The 20,035-nt window shown below is 43.4% G+C and carries 21 protein-coding genes; 5 read left to right on the plus strand and 16 right to left on the minus strand.

From position 1 onward, the window contains the following. Positions 1-183: 183 nt before the first annotated feature. From LGO15_RS18660 to LGO15_RS18680, 5 genes are all read right to left on the minus strand, one after another. Positions 184-978, minus strand: a complete 795-nt coding sequence (locus tag LGO15_RS18660) for a DUF1444 domain-containing protein (RefSeq protein WP_226085508.1) — start codon at positions 976-978, stop codon at positions 184-186. 84 nt (positions 979-1,062) lie between these two features. Further along, positions 1,063-1,377, minus strand: a complete 315-nt coding sequence (locus LGO15_RS18665) for a thioredoxin family protein (protein WP_226085509.1) — start codon at positions 1,375-1,377, stop codon at positions 1,063-1,065. Positions 1,378-1,683: 306 nt separating this feature from the next. Further along, positions 1,684-2,187, minus strand: coding sequence for a hypothetical protein (locus tag LGO15_RS18670; RefSeq protein WP_226085510.1), 504 nt, complete (start codon positions 2,185-2,187; stop codon positions 1,684-1,686). 651 nt (positions 2,188-2,838) lie between these two features. Continuing rightward, the gene (locus LGO15_RS18675) at positions 2,839-3,366 is read right to left on the minus strand and encodes a DUF84 family protein (RefSeq protein ID WP_226085511.1); all 528 of its coding nucleotides are present in this window, start codon (positions 3,364-3,366) and stop codon (positions 2,839-2,841) included. A 66-nt stretch (positions 3,367-3,432) separates the two neighbouring features. Continuing rightward, positions 3,433-4,506 (minus strand): M42 family metallopeptidase, encoded by a 1,074-nt coding sequence (locus LGO15_RS18680; protein WP_226085512.1) that lies wholly within the window; start codon positions 4,504-4,506, stop codon positions 3,433-3,435. Between the two features lie 204 nt (positions 4,507-4,710). Between LGO15_RS18680 and LGO15_RS18685 the strand changes: the two genes are divergently transcribed. Beyond that, a complete protein-coding gene (locus LGO15_RS18685; RefSeq protein ID WP_226085513.1) occupies positions 4,711-5,025 on the plus strand; it encodes a PepSY domain-containing protein in 315 nt (104 codons plus the stop codon). Between the two features lie 34 nt (positions 5,026-5,059). Here LGO15_RS18685 and LGO15_RS18690 read toward each other — a convergent pair whose 3' ends face one another. Together LGO15_RS18690 and trmB are read right to left on the minus strand one after the other, a co-directional pair. Beyond that, positions 5,060-5,899 carry a YtnP family quorum-quenching lactonase gene (locus LGO15_RS18690; RefSeq protein WP_226085514.1) on the minus strand — a complete coding sequence of 280 codons (840 nt, stop codon included), beginning with the start codon at positions 5,897-5,899 and terminating at the stop codon, positions 5,060-5,062. A 305-nt stretch (positions 5,900-6,204) separates the two neighbouring features. Beyond that, positions 6,205-6,849: a tRNA (guanosine(46)-N7)-methyltransferase TrmB gene (gene trmB / locus LGO15_RS18695; protein ID WP_226085515.1), complete on the minus strand. Its 645-nt coding sequence runs from the start codon at positions 6,847-6,849 to the stop codon at positions 6,205-6,207. A 147-nt stretch (positions 6,850-6,996) separates the two neighbouring features. Here trmB and LGO15_RS18700 point away from each other — a divergent pair, with 147 nt between their 5' ends. After that, a complete protein-coding gene (locus LGO15_RS18700; protein ID WP_192472506.1) occupies positions 6,997-7,275 on the plus strand; it encodes a YtzH-like family protein in 279 nt (92 codons plus the stop codon). Positions 7,276-7,281: 6 nt separating this feature from the next. Here LGO15_RS18700 and LGO15_RS18705 read toward each other — a convergent pair whose 3' ends face one another. From LGO15_RS18705 to thpR, 5 genes are all read right to left on the minus strand, one after another. Continuing rightward, positions 7,282-8,055: a phosphotransferase family protein gene (locus tag LGO15_RS18705; RefSeq protein ID WP_167834575.1), complete on the minus strand. Its 774-nt coding sequence runs from the start codon at positions 8,053-8,055 to the stop codon at positions 7,282-7,284. A gap of 272 nt (positions 8,056-8,327) precedes the next feature. Further along, on the minus strand, positions 8,328-10,478 hold the full coding sequence (gene pulA / locus LGO15_RS18710) for a type I pullulanase (protein WP_226085516.1): 2,151 nt from the start codon (positions 10,476-10,478) through the stop codon (positions 8,328-8,330). Further along, on the minus strand, positions 10,453-11,445 hold the full coding sequence (locus tag LGO15_RS18715; RefSeq protein WP_226085517.1) for a diacylglycerol/lipid kinase family protein: 993 nt from the start codon (positions 11,443-11,445) through the stop codon (positions 10,453-10,455). The genes pulA and LGO15_RS18715 overlap by 26 nt, the downstream gene beginning before the upstream one ends. Positions 11,446-11,476: 31 nt before the next feature. Then, positions 11,477-12,436: an NERD domain-containing protein gene (locus tag LGO15_RS18720; RefSeq protein ID WP_226085518.1), complete on the minus strand. Its 960-nt coding sequence runs from the start codon at positions 12,434-12,436 to the stop codon at positions 11,477-11,479. 15 nt (positions 12,437-12,451) lie between these two features. Beyond that, complete coding sequence (gene thpR, locus LGO15_RS18725) at positions 12,452-13,018, minus strand: RNA 2',3'-cyclic phosphodiesterase (RefSeq protein ID WP_226085519.1); 567 nt, start codon at positions 13,016-13,018, stop codon at positions 12,452-12,454. A 220-nt stretch (positions 13,019-13,238) separates the two neighbouring features. On the opposite strand from thpR, the gene cysK reads away from it, so the two are divergent. Further along, entirely contained in the window at positions 13,239-14,174 is a 936-nt protein-coding gene (cysK, locus tag LGO15_RS18730) for a cysteine synthase A (RefSeq protein WP_226085520.1), read from the plus strand. 522 nt (positions 14,175-14,696) lie between these two features. Here cysK and speD read toward each other — a convergent pair. From speD to pepV, 3 genes are all read right to left on the minus strand, one after another. After that, entirely contained in the window at positions 14,697-15,548 is an 852-nt protein-coding gene (gene speD, locus LGO15_RS18735) for an adenosylmethionine decarboxylase (protein ID WP_167834525.1), read from the minus strand. Between the two features lie 190 nt (positions 15,549-15,738). Next, positions 15,739-16,593: a D-amino-acid transaminase gene (gene dat / locus LGO15_RS18740; protein ID WP_167834524.1), complete on the minus strand. Its 855-nt coding sequence runs from the start codon at positions 16,591-16,593 to the stop codon at positions 15,739-15,741. A 36-nt stretch (positions 16,594-16,629) separates the two neighbouring features. Further along, positions 16,630-18,045 (minus strand): dipeptidase PepV, encoded by a 1,416-nt coding sequence (gene pepV, locus LGO15_RS18745; protein ID WP_226085521.1) that lies wholly within the window; start codon positions 18,043-18,045, stop codon positions 16,630-16,632. Between the two features lie 475 nt (positions 18,046-18,520). Here pepV and LGO15_RS18750 point away from each other — a divergent pair, with 475 nt between their 5' ends. Beyond that, the gene (locus tag LGO15_RS18750; protein ID WP_023626930.1) at positions 18,521-18,742 is read left to right on the plus strand and encodes a DeoR family transcriptional regulator; all 222 of its coding nucleotides are present in this window, start codon (positions 18,521-18,523) and stop codon (positions 18,740-18,742) included. A 191-nt stretch (positions 18,743-18,933) separates the two neighbouring features. On the opposite strand, the gene LGO15_RS18755 is transcribed toward LGO15_RS18750, so the two are convergent. Further along, complete coding sequence (locus LGO15_RS18755) at positions 18,934-19,650, minus strand: pseudouridine synthase (RefSeq protein WP_226085522.1); 717 nt, start codon at positions 19,648-19,650, stop codon at positions 18,934-18,936. Positions 19,651-19,753: 103 nt separating this feature from the next. Between LGO15_RS18755 and LGO15_RS18760 the strand changes: the two genes are divergently transcribed. Further along, a complete protein-coding gene (locus LGO15_RS18760) occupies positions 19,754-19,999 on the plus strand; it encodes a hypothetical protein (RefSeq protein WP_167834521.1) in 246 nt (81 codons plus the stop codon). The last annotated feature ends 36 nt before the right edge of the window (positions 20,000-20,035 follow it).

Below are 20,035 nucleotides of genomic sequence, written 5' to 3' on the forward strand. Positions count from 1 at the left end.
GCATTTCATTATTATTTTAACAGTAAATCCATATTTTTCGAGATAAATTGAAAGAATGAGCATATTTTACGAGAAGAATTTTATTGGAACAATCAACTTTAGGCTCAGCTTTTTACAAAACATGGCATCAGATGGACAAAAAGGAAAAAGCCCGATAATTCCGGGCTTTCGCTTCATTACTTGCTATTCCTTTTTTGTTTTTCCTAAAATAAAGACTGGTTCCAGTTCTCCATCTTCATATAGGAAGCTCAGGGCCGTGATTGGCACTCTTCCACTCGCAAAAAAGCTCATCGTCATCTGTGCCAAAATATCATAGCCTGTGTTATTTTCCACATCGGCAATGATCAAGACATCTTGATGCGGTACGGCCACAGCCATGGTTCCCTTCATCCTTTTCTTCATTTCATTCAAGAAGCTCGTATTTAAAATCCTGCTCGCATCGTAACCGTCATTGGAATTGAGGAAATAAAAGGTGTTCTCGGCCACACGGTCCTCTTTCAGCTTGACGGAGAGTGAACGGACATTGAACAAAGCTGTCTCGCGAACCTGGTCAGCTGACCATCCTTCTTTTTTCAATAGCTTTGAATCAATCAGCCTGTATGTTGTGCCTAAATCCAAAGCATAGTAGATCCTTGTTTCCGCGGTATGATCATCGTAAAGGAAAGGGACCCCTTCCTCAGCTTCTGATGGAAATGACGTCGCACGGATGACAGGAAAGATATTTTTTTCCTTTCCTGACAACTCGAGCTGGCTATCCATTGCATTCAGGCCCTCTGACACATAATAGACTACCTCATCAATCGCTTTTTCCTTTTGATCCTGCCATTTGGCAACAATACCAGGCAAGGCGATGGTGATGCCGCGGCCAGTATTTTTATTTTCAATTCTCAGCTGGTCCTTTTCCCGGTCGTAGGAAAAAGTACGGTCGGGATGTTGAAGGCGATTCTCCAGTTCTTTTCGCATTTTTCTGCTATCCATACTGCTCCCCTCCATTTCTTCAGGAGTTTCTGCCACTCATTTTACATGAAATTTCCCTCCACCTCAAAAGATGGAGGGAAAGAATTAAGCAAGACCTTCAATGAAGTTTTCGATTTCAGTCTGTGTCTTTCTGTTCTTGCTGACAAAACGCCCAAGCTCTTCGCCATTTTCAAAAGCGACAAAGCTAGGGATACCGTAAACATCAAGCTGGATGCAAAGATCGATAAAATCATCACGGTCAACGGATACAAATCCGTAATCACTGTATTTGCTTTCGATTTCCGGCAGCACCGGTTCGATCACACGGCAATCCGGGCACCAGCCAGCCGTAAATAAGAATATATGTTTACCATCGTTTTTCAACGCCTCAAACTGTTCCATTGATTCTAAGTTTTTCATCAGTAATCCTCCTGGGAAAATCTCATTTTACTACACTTATTTTACCCATGCGCTGTTAAAAAAGAAACTAATCTGATTTGATGGCTCTTTCATGCTTTCTTAAATAAGAGTAAAAACCGTCGAGTATGAGAGCAACCTGTATTCTGAAGTCTCCTCGAAAAGAACCCCGACAACTTTTATAATTCAATTAGTGTACAAAAAGCAACAATCAATGCTAAAACAGCTTTAGCTAATTGCCGGACTAGAAACAAGATCAGGGGAAACATCTTAAACTGGTATAAAAAAACGCCATCATATTGGATGGCGTCACTTAATTTTAACAGAGTTGGCGATTTCCATCATTGCTTCTGCGTCTTCCTTAACGTTCTCCGTTTCGGTAGTCAACTTGACTCCGCCAATTCCGACGATCAGTTGATATTGGTCTTCTTTCAGCTGCTTAACTAGCATATAGCCGAATTTACCATCTTTACTGAAAGTCTCGTTAGCATCCCATTCCTTCTGCTGCTTCACAGTAGACTCATAAACGACTTTACTGTCTTCACTTTCATGCTGATTATAAAAAAGAATATATGTTTTTGATTCATTTTTGAGCAGTACATTATTTGGCGTTTCTTTTTCTACATCGACACCCGATGGCAAGTAATAATCTATATCTTTTGAACTAGTGTTTGTTTTTTCTGGTTGGCTTTCAAAGTTAGTGCTTACTTCCTCTTTTATTTCAGCCTTCTGTTCGGAAAATGAGGCAGAACAAGCGCTCAGCAGGAATACTCCTGCTATAACAAGCCCAAATGCCCTTCTGAACTTTATCATACTTTTTTCCCCCTTGCTAAGGACTTAACCACTCCCTTTCTATCATACCTTTCTTATTTAATGGGTGACAAGGCTTCGCAAGCATTTTTTGTTGGAAATTAAGACATTTTTCAGAAATTTGTCGAGAAATTTTGTTTTTAGGATAATTTTGTAAAATTTGTCAAAGGTTTATTTTCCAATATTGTTTTCATTGGTGATTTTTTTCCATTATATGGATTTTTAAGTCACCAATATCCCTTATTGGTGACCTGTTTTTCCATTATGTGGAGTTTCTGGGCACCAATACCCTTTATTGGTGAACGTTTTTTCCATTATCTGGAGTTCAAGGGCACCAATACCCCTCATTGGTGACGTGTTTTTCCATTATCTGGATTTTAAGGACGCCAATACCCCTTATTGGTGACCTGCTTTTCCATTATATGGATTTTTAAGGCACCAATACCCCTCATTGGTGACCTTTTTTTCCATTATCCGGATTTTCAGGGCGCCAATACCCCTCATTCGTAACCTGTTTTCCCATTATCCGGAGTTTCAGGGCGCCAATACCCCTCATTCGTAACCTGTTTTCCCATTATCCGGAGTTTCAGGGCGCAAATACGCATTTAGGTCTTTTTCTGAGAGTCTGAATGCAAAAAGCAAAAAGACAGCCGATTAGACTGTCTTTTTCCCTTGTCCTATTTGATACTCATATTGTCCGGCCAGCAGTTTCATTACATGTGTGAACATTTCACTTCTGTTGATTTGTCCATTCGTGAAAATACCGACTGCACCTTCGTTTTTGCGGACATTTTGTTTTTTTGCATAGTCGTCCATCACCGGTCCCAACTCGGCTCCCGTCAATAGCTGTCTGGCGATCTCGTCTGGGAGTGGAATCCTTGCGCCGCCGGCAATGATCGGCTCCATCCCTTTGACAGCCAGAGCTCCCCAATTGCATAGCATCAGTCCATATGGTGTCTGCTGGACGCCTCCCTCGAGTCCAATACCAATGTCTGCTTTCCCGAGTTCTGCAGCCTGTATGGCCCTGTTGACTGCCCCTTTGATGGTTTCCTCATCAGACATCGGCTGGTCACTGACACCTGATTCAGCATCAACAGGAACAATTTCGTATGGATCGCCAAGGAACGCAGCCTTCACTGCATTGATTTTAGCCGGATTCTTTGAACCTACCGCTATTCTCATAATTTTTGCCACCTTTCATTCCATGAAAAAGGAGCAGTTTACACCTGCCCCTCAATTCTATCTTGATTAGCTATTTTGCTTGATTGTTTCCACAGTTGTCTTATCTGCTGCTTTTACAAGCTTGACAAGAAGTTCCTTGGCAGCCGCATAGTCATCGACGTGAATCATGGAAGCTGCTGTATGGATGTATCGTGAGCAGATGCCGATAACGGCACTCGGAACGCCCTGATTGGATGTATGAACTCTTCCTGCATCCGTTCCGCCCTGGGAAACGAAGTACTGGTATGGAATATCATGAGTTTCCGCCATATCGAGGATGAACTCTCTCATGCCCCTGTGCGTGACCATTGAACGGTCAAGAATCCTTAACAGAGTTCCCTTCCCTAGCTGGCCGAACTCGTTCTTATCACCTGACATATCATTAGCCGGGCTTGCATCCATTGCGAAGAAGATGTCTGGGTCGATCATGTTAGCCGCTGTCTGTGCTCCTCTTAAGCCGACCTCTTCCTGGACTGTAGCGCCTGAGTACAGCATGTTTGGCAGCTGAATATCCTTCGTTTCTTTCAACAGCTCGATTGCCAGTCCGCAGCCATATCGGTTATCCCATGCTTTAGCAAGGATTTTCTTTTCATTTGCCATTGGAGTGAACGGACAGATTGGCACGATTTGCTGGCCTGGTTTGATGCCGATCTTGATGGCATCTTCCTTATCATCTGCACCGATATCAATCAGCATGTTCTTGATTTCCATCGGCTTATTGCGCTTTGACTCATCCAGCAGATGAGGCGGAATCGAGCCGATTACACCTGTTACCGGTCCATTGTTTGTCATGATTTGCACGCGCTGTGCCAGCAAGACTTGGCTCCACCAGCCGCCAAGAGTCTGGAATCTGATCATCCCGTTTTTCGTAATGGATGTGACCATGAAGCCAACTTCATCCATATGGCCGGCAACCATGATTTTCGGACCGTTTGGATCCCCTTTTTTAACGCCGAACACACTGCCCAGTTTATCCTGGATCAGCTCGTCAGAATACTGTTCCAATTGCTCGCGCATGAATTTGCGGACTGCATGCTCGTTGCCTGGAGCTCCAGGTAATTCTGTCAGTGTTTTAAACAGACTCAATGTTTGCTCGTTCATTTAACTTCTCCTTCTTGTGAAAAATTTAGTTTTACTAAAGATTATGTATTTATACATTCCATTTTACAGAACATTCATTATGCTTGCCAGTCTTAATCCTGTCATACGCATTTTTTGCGGGCATTATTCCTTTGCTCTACCTGTGTGATTTGTTATGATGAAGTTAACATGAAATTCCATATATAATCTTGGAGGTCCTTGACTATGAACTGGAAAGCCTTTTTCATTGGCGTTGGCGCCGGACTGGCTGGTGCGTATGCTGTAAAGGAACTTGCGTCACAAAAAGAAACCGTTTCAGCCGATAAAGTACTGAATCATGCGAAGGCAGCGTTTAAAAAATCAGGGCCAATCAGTGGCTCATGGATTAATATGACTGCTGAACCTTATTCAAAACCACCGGTTGATTACCAGGTATATAAAGGTGGGATTTCCCGCAATGTCGACGGCAAGGTGGAGCAATATGAATTTATCGCGGATGCAGCCACAGGAGCCATTCTCGATGCCTATCCGCTAAATTAACATCAGTTGGAATTCAGACCTGCTTAAAGCAGGTCTATTTTTTCCGCTCAATTGTCTGTGTTATTTTTCCACCTTCATCAAACTTTACTGCACGATAAACTGCATCATGGTAAAAAGTGAACCATGCATCCTTGCTGATTCCAAACTCAAGCCATTTCTCTTTTGCAAAAATCGAAGTCATTGGGTAATCGTCATACGCCATCACCCAAAGAGGATTTTGGTGAGCATGAGTAGGCATGATATCAGCCATATGGACAATTGTTATGTCTTCGTCTTCAATGACCAGGATGGAATGACCATCACTATGGCCACCAGTATGGATCATTCTGATTGGACCAAAAGACCATTCCTTCTCAAAAGTTTCAACCTGTTGTTCAATTCCTTGCCAATTTTCTTTCCAGTATGTACTCTTCGATCGGATATTCGGTTTGCGCATCTCATCCCACTCGACCTGGGAAGTAATGATCTTCGCATTCGGAAAAACGGAGACAAATTCTCCTTTAGAATCCTTCGTTAACCCGCAGGCATGGTCAAAATGCATATGAGTCATCAATATGAAATCGATATCTTCTGGCTTTAAGTCCAGCTTTTCCAGCTCAGGTAGCAAGCTTGATTCCTCGAGGACGCCAAAATTGCGCTTTTGCTTCTCATTCAGTTTGCCATTTCCCATTCCGCTTTCAACGAGGAAATTCTTTCCCTCAGCCTGGATCAAGATTGGATCTGTACGAAGCTCAATCTGGTTGTTGTCATTCACAGCATATTTTCGCGACCATAACGGTTTCGGGACCACCCCGAACATCGCGCCGCCATCAAGATGAGTGACCCCGCCATTCAGCCACTGCAGTTTTACATTCCGAAGTTCAAGCTTTTCCATCTTTCAGCCCCCTTTTTTACTTGATTGTACCACTCGTGTTTGAAATTTTTAAATAATTCTGCTTCTAATTGATCGGTGACCAGAGAATATGGCCGTCATCATTCAATTGAATTCTATTTTATTGGCAAAGTTCACAATTTTATTGGCGAAATTTTATTTTTATTGGCGATTATAAGATTTTATTGGCGAAAATATCTTTTTATTGGCGATTTCCACCTGTTTATTGGCGAACTGGAAATTCTCGCTCTTTTTTTCCAATTAAAAAACCGGTCGATGCAAAAAATCGGCCGGTTTGTTCATCTTCTTTATTCAGAAAGGAATTGGACTTCACAGCGGTAAATGCGGCTGCCGCGTGAGGAGAATTTCTCTTCGTATTCGGTCATGATATTGCCTTCATAATCACTGTTGTGAAGGTCGAGGCTGACATAGTTCAGCTTCATGCCGTAATGTGAGAAGCTGACTAGGGAGTACTCGAATAACCCCTGGTTATCTGTCTTGAAGTGGATTTCTCCATTTTTCACAAGTATGGATTCATATACTTCAAGGAATGATTTGAAAGTCAACCTTCTCTTTTCATGGCGTGTTTTTGGCCATGGGTCAGAGAAATTCAAATAAACCCGGTCGACATCCCCGCTTTCAAAATACTTGGCAAGTTCCGCTCCGTTCACATTCATCAGCTTGCAGTTTGGCAAATCTTCTTCGATCAGCCTGTCCAGTGCACTGACGATGACACTTTCCTGCAGTTCGATGCCAATATAGTTAATGTCCGGATTGGCTTTGGCCATTCCCGTGATGAATTGCCCTTTTCCCGTACCAATCTCAATGTGGAGGGGCTCATCTTTTTCAAACACTTTTCCCCAATTCCCACGGTGCTGTTCAGGTTCATGGATCACAAAATTCGAATACTGAAGTAATTTATCTTTAGCCCAAGGCTTGTTTCTTAGTCTCATACTGACACCTCTGTACTATTTTCATTCGTTTCAAACAATATCATGCAACCCATATGTTTTCAAGGTGAAATTTATCGGTGCTGCATAAACACAAAAAGGAATCCACAATCTATAGGTGAATTCCTTTTAAAAGAAAGGGTGATCATTGTGCCTTTAAGCCACCATGACCAGGTAAATTTATTAAAGGATATATTAAGCAACCAGCAGACTGACTGCTGCGGTTCGGTTGCGGAGTATCAGCAATTGGAGCGTCTCATTAAGTCGTTGATGGTCAACACGAATGTCGACGGCAACATCAAATCGATTCTGCAGGATGTTTACCAGTATAGCCAGAACGGCGTAAATGCCTCTGACCTGGAACAGCACATCCAGACAAACCGGGGTCAGTTAACCCAATGGGTCGATGATATCGGTCAGTTTTCATGATAATAATTAAATAAGTGCTTTTAGAAAATCAATCCATTTTTCCATCTCTGGAATGCGATTCTGGTTTTTATGCCATTGAATCGCTGAAAGTGACTGTGCAAGTGCATACCATTTCATACGCAGCTTGAGATTTTCGGTCAGGATGATGCCGTATTTCTCCAGCCAGTCCTCCCATTCTTCTACAGGTATATAGGAATACAAGAGAAGTCCAAGGTCAATGGCAGGGTCGGCGATCATCGCGCCATCCCAGTCGATTAAATACAACTGGTTGTCTTCAGTAAGCAGCCAGTTGTTATGATTCACATCACAATGGCAGACAACTTTTTCGTCAACATCAATATCGCCAACGTTTGCATTTAAAAACTCCATTGAATCTATGACAGCCTGCTTTGTACGAAGCTCCTCATCCAATTCCTCGTTAAGGGCATGGAGGAACATCTCAGGTTTCAGCGGGCTTTTCCCCAGTCTGGTAAGCATCCCAAGAAGTGGTTCCGACGCATGGATTTTTTTCAATAGCTTGGCCACACGGTCTTCGTTCATATCCCCGGGCTTCAGCTCTCGTCCGTTCATCCATTGCTGCGCCGTAATGACATCTCCGTTTTCTAACCTTTTCGTCCAAACAAGCTTGGGTACAATTCCTTCTGCGGAGAGAACAGCAAGAAAAGGGGATGAATTACGTTTTAGAAACAGCCTTTGTTCTTCATGCTGTGCAAAATATGCGGCACCGGTTGCACCGCCTGCAGGAACGATCTCCCAATCCTGTCCAAATAAATGTTCCAAAGTTAGTCACCTTCATTTATCACTATTTCCCTTATGCTAAAAACCGGAAATGGATTTTATAATCACTGTTGTCTTTATTATCGGAAATAAAAAGACAGCTATTGATAGTAAAAAAAACACAATAGCTATCTTATAAATTTTATCTCCTAGATGCTTCCTACGTCAACCCCATCATGTCTAAATTAATATTGCGAAAAAGTTCTCCAGAAATAATCTTACAACCGTTCAGTGTCATCGATTGAACAACCAAGGTTCCCGGCACAGTTCACTTCCTATTTTGCCAGCACAAACAAAGAGCATGGTTCAAGCAAAAGCTTATCTCCCTCTATATGGCGAAATGGCTGGGCTGAAGCTTTTTCATGGTCAGCCAGGACATTCCATCTCCCCTCTTCGATCAGTTGAACAAGCTGTTGATCCGGCGATGGGTTAAAAAACACCAATATTTTTTCCCAATCCCCTTTTGGATTTATTTCCTTCAGCGAATAGCACACTAGCGGAGCTGGCACTGGCAAGAATTCCATATGCCTGCGGATCTGTTCGTTATCCTGTAGACGAAATGCCTCATTCGATTTGCGAATATCGATGAGTCCCTTGATGTATTGTACATTATCTAAATTGGCATCACGCAGATCCCAATCCAGCCAGTTTATATCATCAGGTGACCGATAGCTGTTGCCAACTCCTTTTTTCGACCTATAAAATTCCTGGCCACTGTGCAGGAAGGGAATCCCCTGGGCCAGGATGACCATTGAGGTCGCCAGTCTGTGCTGCTTTTTTAAAAAGGCTTCATCCTTGTCTGGTTCGATGATTTTCAGCTTATCCCACAATGTATGGTTATCATGCGATTCAATGTAATTGACGGATTGTCCCGGCTGCAAGAATAATCCATTCTTCCTTTTGCCTATTCCGATGCTGCCCGCCATTACTTGTTTCGCCGCCTCCAGATAGCGCTCATTGCCTAAAGCAAAGCCTTTATCGTAGATATTAAAGGTACTGCCCTTGATACAATCGCGGAACCAATCATTGAACTGGCCGATTCCAGTGAGTTTTGCCTGATTTGAGATATTGGCCTTCCAATCAGGCGGGAGAGGAGTATTCAGGTCCCACCCTTCCCCTATGATCAACACATCGGACCTCACGCTATTCACTGCATTCCGGACTGCCGTCATTGTATCGATATCCAAAATGCCCATCAAATCAAAGCGGAAGCCATCGACTTGATATTCATTCAGCCAGTACATGACAGAGTCAACAATGTATTTTCTCGCCATCAGCCTTTCAGAGGCAATATCGTTTCCAACACCAGTTCCATTGGAAGGAAGGCCATATGTATCATGGCGAAAAAAGTAGCCTGGTACGATTTTTTCAAAAGGAGATTCCTCACGGATGTATACATGATTATAGACCACGTCCATAATAACGCCCATACCGAGGGAGTGTATCGCAGAAATCAGCTGCTTCAGCTCGATGATCCGGTTATAAGGTGCCCTGGGATCAGACGCATAGCTTCCATCCGGGACATTGTAATGAACAGGGTTATATCCCCAATTATAGTCCCGCTCCCTATCCAATTCGTCTACTCCCTCAAAATCGTGGACTGGAAGAAGTTCTATATGTGTGACACCAAGATTTTTAATATAGGAAAGGCCCGTTTCAACCCCGGCTGGACTTTGTGTTCCCGTTTCTGCGGCACCCAGATAAGTTCCTTTCCTGACAGCCCCGCTCCCCGGGTGTATCGTAAGATCTCTTATATGAGCTTCATAGATGATGGCGTCAACCGGGTGCCTTAATTTTGGACCAACATGATCGTTTACTTTCCCTTTGATTGGATCGATGACGACACCATATTCGCCATTGACCGATAATGCCGTTGCATATGGATCGACTGCTTCTCTCCATTCAAGGTTGATGCAAACGAGGAACGAATACATATAAAGCTCCAGGTTCCGGTCTACCTTGATACTCCAGACGCCTTTATCTCCCCGGTCCATCTCGAATATCTCGGGGCTTTGGGCATCTTCTTTAAACAATCTCAGTTTTACTTTTGTAGCGGTCGGAGCCCATAACTTGAAATTTGTATTTTCAGGGGTGTAACTGACACCGAGGTCATTCCCACCGTAAAAAAATAAAGAATCAAATTCTTCCGTTCGGATGATTGCTCCGATTTGGAGGTCCGTTTGACCGCCGCGTTCATCTAAAATTGTATATATTTTGCCTAAATCAGGCTTGAAACTACATAAGCAAATGTATTTTACTGCATCCTCCAGCAATACCTTCTCCTGGATCGCCAATGACAAATCAACGCCTTCTCCTTTAAGACGAAATTCACTGGAATTCCCTTCAAAATAAGAATAAGGAAGCAGAACGGTAATAACATCCATTTGATCAAGATAGGCGCTAAATTCCCTTTCGATGGCAATCATTCATTTTCAACTCCTCGGTATGTCCTGGATTGCTTTTTCCAGAAATAATGTTCAAGGCTTTTGGACATGCCTGGACTTTCAGCGGTGTATGCCCGATTGCTTCACCGTCTGCGTGCGCTAAAACCTTTGAAGTGGATTCAATCGTGATTGATTTTGCGGTAAACTGCTCTACCTCCTGAAACTTTGTATGTTTTCCCCAGAACACACTGATGAAAACCAAAAGCAGTTTCAGTCTGGAAATCCGGTGCACGACCGTAATGTCGAGAATACCGTCATCCGGGAGAGCAGCGGGAGCAATCTTCATGCCCCCTCCGTAGTATGGCTGGTTCGAAACAGTGACAAACCAGGCCTTGCTATATTTATACATTTTGCCATCAACCGTCACTTCGATTGGAAATGTCCTGAATGTGAGCAGTTTTTTGACGAGAATATAAACATAGACCAGCCTTCCCAGCGAGACACGGTTCAGAAGCGCTTTCATCCGGGACTCATTAGAATCCTTTGCGACCGCAGCATCAAAGCCTACTCCCATATTATTCATAAAATAGGTTTCCTGTAATTCGTCGTGAAGAATTTTTCCAATATCGATTTCTTCCGGAATGCCATTCCGTTTATCAATGATCAAACGTAATGCATCAGCTGACTTTTTAGGAATGAAGAAGCCTCTTGAAAAATCGTTTCCTGAACCGCCTGGAATGAAGCTAATCGTAATGTTTGGATAGGACGCTGTGCCATTCACCACTTCATGCAGCGTGCCGTCCCCTCCGACTGCCGCAATGACTGCCGGGTTACCTGCAGCCTTCCGGGCCAGTGACTCTGCCAGCTCTTGGGCATGTCCTGGGTATTCAGTAAAAAAAGCAAGATACGCAATGTCCAGGTTTTCCAGCTCTATCTCTATGTTTCTCCAAATCTCCCGGCAACTCCCATTTTTCGCATTGGGATTGACGATAAAATAGATCGTCTCCATGTGATCAACCTTTATCTATTTAATAGGTTCTTTATTCTTGGCCCTTCGGATTGTTTCCCCACTCAAGCCTTCTGACAGATGTTGTCTGGCCGTACTGCAGGAGAACCTGCGCTGCTTTTAATTGCATATGCTTCAATGGAGATTTCATGCCTCTCAGGGTCATGAACCATTCCTCAAAAGTTCGTTTTTCAATGAATTGTACACCATATGGCGGAAGGGGATAGTCAATGAATCCATTCCTGCTGATCAATAGTTTTTGGACTGGAAGATCCACTCCGTACATGTCAAAAAGGGTCTTGACGATTTTTTCCGTCCGATTGAGCGCGATCAGCGGATTGAGGATTTTCTTTTCCTTATTTCTCGTTTTCTTGATCCAAAATCGATCCTTTGAGCCGACAAAAGCAGCATCCTCTTCAGCTTCAATGAATGAAATGCACATCGCTGCCGCTGGAGTGATGATGATTAACTCCGCCTCGACAGGCGCTTTTTTTAGTAAAAATATAGGTTTATATAAAATAAGGAAGGTGTCGGGAAAGCGCTGCAGCAGGAATTTCAGTGTAGGATCGTTGACGAATTCTTTAGCAATGAATGACCTTTCCATCAATGTCGAGCTAGCCCATTTCAACTGGAATGGCAGCAATCCGTCAAGGAAATGCTGCTTTAATTCCTCAATGGATTTTAAGTTGCTGATGGAATCCAAACTACCGTCGTCCATCATATCGTCCTGATCTTCCAGCTCTTGTGGTGCATCCTCCCTGACAGGCTCTTGCTGGCGGACCATGCTTTTGAGTTTATGAAGGATATTCGTATTTGACTGCTCCTTCTGTTGTGAATCACTTAGATTCCCAATGGGTTCTTCAGGACCATTCTCCCATTTCGCCTTAATCCCCTCCCATTGCTTTTTCTTCAGGCGGACGTATCTGGAGGGATAAAGGTAAATGTCCTGGGCATAGCGGGATACATAGTCTTGGAGTTTGATTAATTGTGCCATTGTTGTACCTGCCTTTTATTCCTGCTTAGCAAGCGGAAATAGTGTGATGGGTTCATATTTTGGACTTTTCCCCAAATGAGTCTTGTACAAAACGACCCTTTCAGCATGAAAAGTCAGTTCTTTTTTAAAAGGGGTGACGGCCTCCAGCTGGCCAGCCTCAAATGCTTCCTCCCCAAGCCACTTTCTGGCGATGGTGATATGCGGGCTGAATGGCCTTGTTTCCAGGGAAAAACCAGCGGTCGTACAAGAAGAAAACACCGCTTCTCTTACTTCGTTCAATTCGCTGGATTTTTCCAATCCTGCCCAAAAAATTCTTGGAGAATCCTTTCGGCCGAATATGCCCAAATGGTTGATCTCCAGTTTAAATGTTGTTGTATTATTAAGTGCTGCCCCAATCAATTCATTGGCAGCCTTTATTTTCACGTCAGGTGCATTTCCGAGGAATGCAAGTGTAATATGTAAATCCTGTGGATGTACCCATGTTTTAAAGGGCATTTCGCCTTTTAAAACGTGAATTGTGTCCTTCAGTATTTCTTTTATATCACCGGGAAGTTCAAGAGCATAGAAATAATGCGTATTCAAAGAAATACACCCTTTCGTGTCCACTTGAATTTATTGTAGCAAATGGTTTGTCATATTGGCAGAAATTCCTTATAAACGTTTATAATCCATTCAAGTTGATAGGAATAGTCTTTTTTTATATGATAATAAGAAGCTAAAGTTATTTTTCAGTTGCTTATCATCAATTATTCACTTAATTGGAATACTAAAGCAGGGCAACAACGATCAAGGAGGCTATCACATGAGAGTCGTTAATAATATCGCAGCATTAATCGGGGAGACACCTCTTGTTAAATTGAACGTACTGGCACCTGAGGGAGGGGCATCGGTCTACCTCAAGCTTGAATACTTCAATCCTAGCAAAAGCGTAAAAGACAGGGCTGCATTCAACATGATTATTTCTGCAGAAAATGAAGGAAAGCTGAAACCTGGTTCAACAATCATTGAGCCTACAAGCGGCAACACTGGCATCGGCCTTGCAATGAACGCTGCGGCAAGAGGCTATAAAGCCATCCTCGTCATGCCGGACACCATGACAGAAGAGCGAATCAATTTGTTAAAAGCATATGGAGCAGAAGTCGTGCTGACACCTGGCGATGAGAAAATGCCTGGTGCAATCAAGAAAGCAGAAGAGCTAGTAAAAGAAATCCCGGACAGCTTCATGCCAATGCAATTTGAAAATGGAGCGAATCCAGACGCTCACAGGCAAACAACAGCAAAAGAAATCATCGAGGCAATGGAAGAACTGAAAAAGCCACTTAGCGCTTTCGTAGCCACAGCTGGAACCGGCGGAACAATTACAGGAACAGGCGAAGCGCTAAAAGAAGCGTTCCCTGAATTGGCAGTACACGTCGTCGAACCTGCCGGGTCGCCTGTACTTTCCGGCGGCAAGCCTGGGAAACACAAACTGGTCGGTACAAGTCCTGGCTTCATCCCGAAAATCCTCAATCAGGATGTCTATGAAAAGATCCATAAAATTGAGGATGAGGACGCCTATGAAACAGCTCGAAGACTCGCCAAAGAAGAAGGCATCCTTGTAGGACCCTCATCAGGAGCCGCATGCTTCGCCGCCATCAATGTCGCCAAGAACCTCAAGCCGGATGAAGTTGTCATCTGCATTGCCTGCGATACAGGCGAAAGATATCTATCCAGTGATTTGTTCAAATTTGAAGAGTAAACTTTAAAAGACTCGCCATCCATGGGATAGCGAGTTTTTTTTTGTTTAAGAGAAGACCCCTTTTGCAAGGAGTCTCCCATGTAGTTTCGTACCCTTATGCCACAGGTTTCTCCTTCATAAGGGCACCGTTCGGGCCGTTTCGTATCCTTATGCAACTAGTTTTCCTTCCATAAGGGTACCGTTCGGGCCGTTTCGTATCCTTATGCAGCTAGTTTCCCTCCCATAAGGGTACCGTTCGGACGGTATCGTATCCTTATGCAGCGGGTTTCTCCCTGATAAGGGTACCGTTCGGGCCGTTTCGTATCCTTATGAAACTAGTTTCCCTTCCATAAGGGTACCGTTCGGGCGGTTTCGTACCCTTATGCCACAGGTTTCTCCCCCATAAGGGTACCGTTCGAACTGTTTAGTACCCTTATGTACTGGGTTCAGCTTCTATAAGGTATCTTTTCTGAATGAATATAAAAAACTGCAGACAAACTCAACATTCCGTGGTTCGTCTGCAGTTCAATCTCATGCTTTATGTTATCCTTCGCCTTCACCTTCGTCTTCATCTTCAAAAATGGTTCCTGAGTGGAGCGTTACTCCGGAAACGATTTCTTCCATTTCAGCCTGGATTCTCTCGGTGATTTCCTCTCGTTCTTCTGGTGAAAGCGAATCCTTCGTATACCCGAATAGATAATTATCTAAATCGAATTCTCTTAGCTTGCATTTCGTATGAAAGATATTTTCCTGATAAACATTGATATCGACCATATCGAATTGGTCTTTTACATTTTCCGGGATGTAGTTTTGAATGGAACTTATGTCGTGATCGATGAATAGCTTGTTGCCATCTTTGTCCCTCGTGAAGCCTCTCACCCTATAATCAATTGTCATGACATCTGTTTCGAATGAGTGAATCAGGTAATTCAAGGCTTTCAGCGGCGTGATCTCGCCGCAAGTGGAGACATCGATATCCGCCCGGAATGTACTGATTCCTTCATCCGGATGGAACTCAGGATACGTATGGACGGTGATATGACTTTTATCCAGTTGTAACACAACATTATCAGGCAGAGGTCCAGGCGACTCATCATACGCTTCATCAGGAACCTCGACAACCGGTCCTTCGGAAACTAAGATTGTCACACTCGCTCCCTGAGGCACATAGTCCTGCTTTGCCACATTCAGCACATGGGCGCCAATGATATCAGATACATTCGTAAGTATTTTCGTCAGGCGATCGGCACTATACTGTTCATCAATATATTCAATATAAGCTTCACGCTCTTCTTTTGTTTTCGTATAACAGATGTCATACATATTAAAACTTAATGATTTCGTCAAATTATTGAATCCGTGCAATTCTATATGCTGTTCAGAAGTGAAGTTCATTACTGTTCCCCCTGTTCGGTTTACTGCTGTATTGTGTTGTCCTTTGAACAAAAAGCAGGTTTCCGGATGATTTAAATATTTTTATGATACCCATTTCCTACTGAGAAAAAACAAAGAAAGGTTCCTCCCTCAAGATCATGTTCAAAAAGCAAAAAACCTGCAGCATACAGCTGCAGGTTCAGGATTATACTTATAGTTTGCCGCAATGGCGTTCAATTTCTGCTTTAAAAAGGTTTTGCAGGTTCCTTGTGACGGGTCCAGGAGTCCCTGTTCCAACAGGTTTTCCATCAACTTCTACGATTGGCATGACTTCGACAGTCGTGCCAGAGGAAAAGACTTCATCAGCAGATGACAATTCATCAAGGGTATAGGCTCGCTCCTCAAATGCAATGTTTTCGTTGCTGCAAATCTCGAGCACCTTTTGTCTTGTGATTCCATTAAGGATTAAATTGTTTGCCTGATGGGTGATGATCACGCCGTCTTTAACAATTGAAATGTTAGAGTGGCTTCCCTCTGTGACGGTTTCTCCGCGGTGAAGGATTGCCTCGAAGCAGCCGGCCTCTGCTGCCTTTTGTTTCGAAAGCAAATTCCCTAGCAGATTCAAGCTTTTAATGTCACAGCGAAGCCATCGGATATCTTCATCCAGGATGGTACGAACACCTTTTTCCATCGGATCAATAGGGCGTGGAACCTTTCGCGTATAAGCTACAAAGGTAGGTGTGACATCCCCGCCGGGAAAAACATGATTACGTGGTGAAGTTCCTCTTGTGAACTGCATATAAACGATACCCGTGTCCAGTTCGTTTTTCGAAATCAGCTCTGCCATTTTGGACTCAAGCTCTTCAGGGCTATATGGAAGCTCCATTCTGATTTTTCCGGCGCTTTCCACAAGCCTCTTCAAATGCTCTTTTCCAGTGAACATCTTACCGTTATAAACCCGTATCACTTCATAAACACCATCGCCAAACTGATAGCCTCTATCCTCGATGTCGACCTTGGCGACCGTCCTGTCAAGAATCTCTCCATCTACAATTACATATTCCAATCCTTTTCCCCTCCTTGTTTATCGGTCAATCCACTTTTATTTAGCCAGTTCATAAATTGCTTGTGCATAAATCGCAGTTGCCCTGAGAAGGTCTTCAATAATCATATATTCATCCTTCTGATGAGCGATGTCAGGTCTTCCAGGGAAAAGCGGGCCAAATGCCACACCTGATTTCAGGGACCTTGCATATGTACCTCCGCCGATTGAAATAAGTTCCGCCTTTTCACCAACCTGTTCTTCATACACTTTCTTCAAAGTCTGGATGAGGAAGTCATTTTCATCCACATGATGTGGGTTGGAGTTCGAGAAGTTCTCAATGGTTAACTCTTCAGCCTCTAAAACCTGATTTAAGATTCCTTTTGTCTTCTCAAGATCAGTCGTTACCGGATAGCGCATGTTCAAGCCCGCGCGGCCGCCTTTTTCCTTGGAGTAGGAAAGTTTCCCGACATTGATTGTCAAATCTCCGGTGATATCATCAGTATATGCAACTCCGAGCGCCCTGCCGCGTGAATCCTTGCCCAGGAACTTGGAGACAAATTGAAAGAACTTTTCACTGCTTCCATCCAGGTTCAACTCGGAGAGGAAGCTTGCCATATAAAGGCCTGCATTTTTGCCATTGTCAGGCTCCATGCCGTGCGCTGATACACCTTCAAGCTCAAGGATCAGCTTGCCGCTTTCAACTACAGCTCTGCCATCTAATTCGTTGTTCCTTTTGAATTCCTCAAAGCGCTGGACAATATCCGTTTGTCCTTGCTGAACAACCAGTTCTACCTTAGCAAAATCAGGTACCATATTATAGCGGCGCCCGGAAGAAAAATTGGTTACCTCCGCATCGTAATCTTCTTTTTCATTACCGGCTGCTTTTGAAACTAAGTCATAGTCCGCAATTCCTTTTTCAGCGTAAATGATCGGGAAGTCAGCGTCCGGAGCAAAGCCCATTGTTGGCATTTCCTCATGTTCAAAATAATGGTCTACACAGCGCCAGTCGCTTTCCTCATCAGTACCAATGATCATTCGGACTCGCTTATTAAGTGGCAAACCTAATTCTTTAACGATTTTCATCGCATAATATGCCGCCATGGTTGGCCCTTTATCGTCGATGGCTCCTCGAGCGAAAATTTTCCCGTCGCGAATTTCTGCCCCATAAGGGTCACTTGTCCAGCCATCCCCTTCTGGCACGACATCGACATGGCAGAGGACACCGACGATTTCGTCTCCTTGCCCGAATTCAAGGTGACCGGCCAGATTACCGACATTCTTAGCCGTAAAACCATCCTTTTCACCAAGTTGCAGCATGTAATCCAATGCTTCTCTTACACCCTCACCAAGCGGTGCCTCATCTGTAGAGTTTTCCTCATCCAAAACACTCTTGATTTTCAGCAGGTCCTGAGCATCCTTAATTAAGTCCGATTCTCTTTTTTCTACTTCCTTCATCCAATTGATTGAAGTCATTCATCCAAACCTCCATATCTTGTTCTATATGTATTTCCCTTAAGAAGTACATTTAAGCTCTGCAATATCATTATTGTACCTTAAATAGCCAGTTGAAAACTTGTTTTATATTTTACTCCTGTTTAACACATTCCGTAAACAAAGTCACTTTAGATATTTTTTTCTTAATTTTCTAACAACTGTCATATTTAACCTGTTTAAAACCATATTGTTAAGTATATAAACGATTACAAAGGAGGCAGTTATCTAATAAATTATTAATTTTTCATAAAAAACAGTTAATAATCTGGAATTTTATCTTATTAAAGTGTAAAATAGTCCAAAAGGTAAGACATCTTATGATTGCCTTTTAAAAATGGACGCAAAAGGAGCTGTCTGGAAAGAAGAAAACTACATACTTGAGGATTCGTCTTCAATCTATAGTCGGTTGCAGGAAAATGACAAAGGGGTTTAAAAAAGGATAGGGAGTGGTTGTTTGAAACCTTCGACTAACCGGATGATAAACCGCATCAAATCCATCTACATGTATATATGTCAGAATGGTACTGTCACAACTCAAGATCTTGTAGAGGAATTCGGAATTACTCCTCGAACCATCCAGAGGGATTTGAATGTCCTGGCTTATAACGACTTAGTGAAAAGTCCGAGCCGAGGTAAATGGACAACGACCCAGAAAAAGGTAAAGATGTCTTCATAATACGAAAAGCGGAAGTGCCTTGATCAGACCCGACAAGCGCTGGAGGTCCTGACAGTGAAGTCGTTCTTTGACTTCATTGGCAGGACCGAAGCGTCTAGAGGGTCTAGGCGCTGGAGCTGGACAACACTCGAAGTAAATGTATGCTTACTAATAAAAAGAAATCGCCTGAGCTGGTCTCGGCGATTTCTTTTTTATACTTCATAAGTTTGCAACATTTCCACTTCTTCGTCTGTCAGCTCCCTGTATTCCCCGAGCTCCAGCGTGTCATCGAGCTTAAGCGGCCCCATCGACAATCTCTTCAGGTAAATGACTCTTTTTCCGACTGCTTCGAACATCCGCTTCACCTGATGGAATTTGCCTTCGATAATCGTCAGCTCGATATCAGAAGTTAAGCCGGATTTTAAAATAACAAGATCACCCGGTTTTGTTTCATAACCATCATCGAGAGTGACACCTTTCTTGAATGCCTCTATATCCTCTTCCGTCACTTCTCCCTCTATTACCGCAAAATAGGTTTTAGGAACATGTTTTTTTGGTGATAAAAGCCTGTGAGATAGCTGTCCATCATTCGTGATCAACAGCAGGCCCTCGGTATCCTTATCAAGCCTCCCTACCGGGAAGGGCTCGAATACCTGGTCTTCGATTTCCAGCAAATCAATCACCGTCTCATCACGGTTGTCCTCCGTTGCTGAGATGACGCCAGGAGGCTTGTTCATCATTAAATAAATAAATTCTCTATAATGGATCTCTTCCCCGTTTAATGTGATCGAATCATTTTCAGGATTCACATGGTGCTTTGCATCCTTGACAATAGCATGATTTACTTTTACAGCACCGTCTTTTAAAAGTTTCTTCACGTCTTTCCTGCTTCCGTATCCTAAGTTTGAAAGCACTTTATCGATTCGCATTTCTGTACCTCCTATATTCATATGGGCAGGTGCCCATTCCATTTCTAGTTTCCATACATAGACTAATATCATACTTTACTACAGATATGAGGAGATGACCTGAATGAACCATCGACAGCAAGGACAAGGCTTGTACATTCCGCTTCCCGGCCTGCCAGGCGGAGGTTACCCGGGTGGTGGATACCCTGGAGGCGGTTACCCTGGCGGAGGCGGCCAATTTGACCAAAGACTCGACCGCCTGGAACGACAAATCCAGAGGCTGAACAATCAAATCGACCGCTTGGACCGCAGGGTCGACAGAATTGAGCGCCGCTTGAATATCCGCGATGACCAACAGTTTTTTTATTAGGTTGCATTAAAAATGGCCTTCATAACCGAAGGCCAT

It is taken from the genome of Mesobacillus sp. S13, from assembly GCF_020422885.1.
Classification (GTDB): domain Bacteria; phylum Bacillota; class Bacilli; order Bacillales; family Cytobacillaceae; genus Mesobacillus; species Mesobacillus selenatarsenatis_A.